The sequence below is a fragment of the Pseudomonas sp. P7779 genome (assembly GCF_013386315.1).
Classification (GTDB): domain Bacteria; phylum Pseudomonadota; class Gammaproteobacteria; order Pseudomonadales; family Pseudomonadaceae; genus Aquipseudomonas.
On the sequence record NZ_JACARZ010000102.1, the window covers coordinates 1 to 2,079 of the forward strand.

Sequence of the window (2,079 nt, forward strand, 5' to 3'; positions counted from 1 at the left end):
CCAAGGATGCCGGGCGTAACCGGGTGATGTCGGCGCGCGCATCAAAGCAAAGTGCCACCTTTTCACCGGAATCCACCGAATCCGTCATAACTCTGTAATGGAAACGCAATAACTTCAGGCACTTACTTCTGCTGTCGGTTGAAACCACGCATGCGCCTGAAGCTGCTGACGAATCTGAACACCCTCCTTCTGGTCGCCGTTTGCCTGGCCCTGGGCGCTACGCTCTGGTGGTCGCAACGTGCCCTGGAACGGCCTTACCTGCTGATGGAGCGCTACCTTGGCCTGTCGCAGACGTTCCAGAACCAGGCCGCGCGCAATATCGACGATTACCTCGCCAGCGGCGACGCCCTGCGCCTGAGCAGCGCCAGCCAGAGCCTGGAAAACCTGTTGCAGCAGCTGGATGAGTTACCCGCAGAGCTGGCGCAAAACCTGCGTCCCAGCCTTGCCGACCTGGACACCTTCGGCAAGACCGACCTGCTGGCCGCCGGTAAGCTGGCCGGCGACCCACAAGCCCTGTTGCTGCAAGCCGAACGCGAACTCGGTGCCAACCTGGAGCAACTGAACCAGTACGCCAGCGGCGTCAGTACGCCCGAGGCGGCGCGCTATCTGCCGCCGTTGCTCGCTGCGTCCCAGCACCTGGCGAAACTCTCCCTGGCCCGGGACAAGCTGGTGAGCAGCGGGCGCAGCGAACTGGCCGACGATGTGGAGCGCGAAGTCAGTAATATCCGCAGCCAGGCTGACGTGCTGGGGCAGCTGCCATTACTGGGAGTGACCGCCAGCAGCGAGTCCAGTACCGACGATTTCTCGGCCATGATGGGCCTGGAAAACACTGAAAAAACCGTGGCCCAGGACACCGGCGTCGACCTCAAGCGCGAACTCAACAGCCTGCTAACCCGCTACCCCGCCGAGCTGAAACGCACCCGCGAACAAATCCAGCAACGCACCGAACTGGCCACCGCCACCCACCTGAAAATCAACGCCGTGCAGCAAGCCATCGCCGGGCTGGAGCCTGTGGTGCGCGCCCAGCACGCGCAGATCCAGGGCGAAGTGCGGCTGATGCAAGGCGTGATGATCGGCCTGATTCTGCTGATCGCCCTCTTGATCGACACCTTGCAGCGGCGCCTGGCGCGGGTGCTGACCAACCTGGCGCCGGCCTTGTCCACCTGGGCCGAAGGTGACTTCAGCCAACACATTGCCCTGGGCAAGACCAACCGCGAACTGCACGATATCGAAGAGTCCCTGAACCGCCTGCGCGCCTACCTGGTGGACCTGGTGGGCACCATCAGAGGCAACGCCGAGCAAGTGGCCGGCAGCAGCAGCGCGCTGGCGGAGTTGAGCAGCGGCATGCACGACGGGGCCGAGCGCCAGGCCGGTGATACCGCGCAGATTCGCGATTCCCTGGGCGAACTGGAAGCGACTATCCAGCAGGTCGCCGGCGACGCCAGCCAGGCTGCCGAGGCCAGCCGCAGCGCGGGCCAGGCCGTCGAGCAGGGCCAACGGGTGATCGGCCTGAGCCTGACCGGGTTGCACGCATTGGTCGGCGAAGTGCAGATAAATGCGCAGATGATCGAGAAACTCGCCGAAGAGTCCGCGACCATCGGCGGCGTACTCACGGTGATTCGCTCGATTGCCGACCAGACNNTGGTGGCCGATGAGGTGCGCTCCCTGGCCCAGCGCACCGCTGGCGCCACCGCCGAAATCCAGCACCTGATCGCCGGCCTGCAAACCGCCGCCCGGCAATCGGTGGAAGGCATGCGTGCCCAGGTCGAACACGCCGAGGCCACTGCCGAACAAGCCCAGGCGGCTGACGGCGCGCTGGATGAAATCGTCGGGGCGATCCAGACCATTTCCGACACCGCCGTGCGGATCGCCGATGTGACGGCCCAGCAAAGTGGCGCCGTGAGTGAAATCCGCGATAACAGCGAGCGGATTCACCAGCTGGGCGAGGACAACTTGCTGCGAATTGGCCAGGGACGCCGCCAGGGCGAGCACTTATTGGTACTAGGCGGGCAACTCAACACCGCCGTGCAGGCATTCCGCGTCTGACCGGCTCTCCCGTCTTGTGAAGATCAAAATGTG

Annotated in this window: 1 protein-coding gene; it reads left to right on the forward strand. The window is 64.2% G+C overall.

The features are described from left to right. Positions 1-150: 150 nt before the first annotated feature. A complete protein-coding gene (locus tag HX869_RS26290; RefSeq protein ID WP_178903887.1) occupies positions 151-2,046 on the forward strand; it encodes a methyl-accepting chemotaxis protein in 1,896 nt (631 codons plus the stop codon). The last annotated feature ends 33 nt before the right edge of the window (positions 2,047-2,079 follow it).